Source organism: Streptomyces sp. SID12501 (assembly GCF_010550245.1).
Lineage (GTDB): Bacteria > Actinomycetota > Actinomycetes > Streptomycetales > Streptomycetaceae > Streptomyces.
The window spans coordinates 1-414 of the sequence record NZ_JAAGLU010000841.1 but is presented as its reverse complement, the minus strand read 5'-3'; the positions used below and the strand labels follow the sequence as shown (position 1 = coordinate 414).

1 protein-coding gene is annotated in these 414 nt (G+C 73.7%); it reads left to right on the top strand.

Annotated elements, in window-relative coordinates; translation table 11 throughout:
• On the top strand, positions 1–414 hold a 414-nt coding region (locus tag G3I71_RS48740; RefSeq protein ID WP_203733226.1), incomplete at both ends, for an IclR family transcriptional regulator C-terminal domain-containing protein.

The following is a 414-nucleotide window of genomic DNA, read 5'->3' as shown; positions in this document are numbered from 1 at the left end:
GTGTACGTGGGGGTGCTGCACGAGGGCGAGGTGCTGATCATGCACCACGTGTTCCGGCCGGACGACAGCCGTCAGGTGCTGGAGGTGGGGGCGATGCAGCCGCTGCATTCCACGGCTCTGGGCAAGGTCCTGTCGGCCTACGATCCGGTCGCGCACACCCAGGTGGTGGAGGTGGAGCGGGAGTCGTTCACGCCCCGTACGGTCACGGACGCGGTCGGTTTCGAGGGGATCCTGGACCTGACCCGGGCGCGCGGTTGGGCCGCGGACGTGGAGGAGACCTGGGAGGGCATCGCCTCGGTGGCGGCGCCGATCCTCGACCGGCGCCGGATGCCCGTGGGCGCGGTGGCGGTCGCGGGGGCCGTGGAGCGGGTCTGCGGGGAGGGCGGGGAGCCCCGGGCGTCGCCGGTGGGGTCG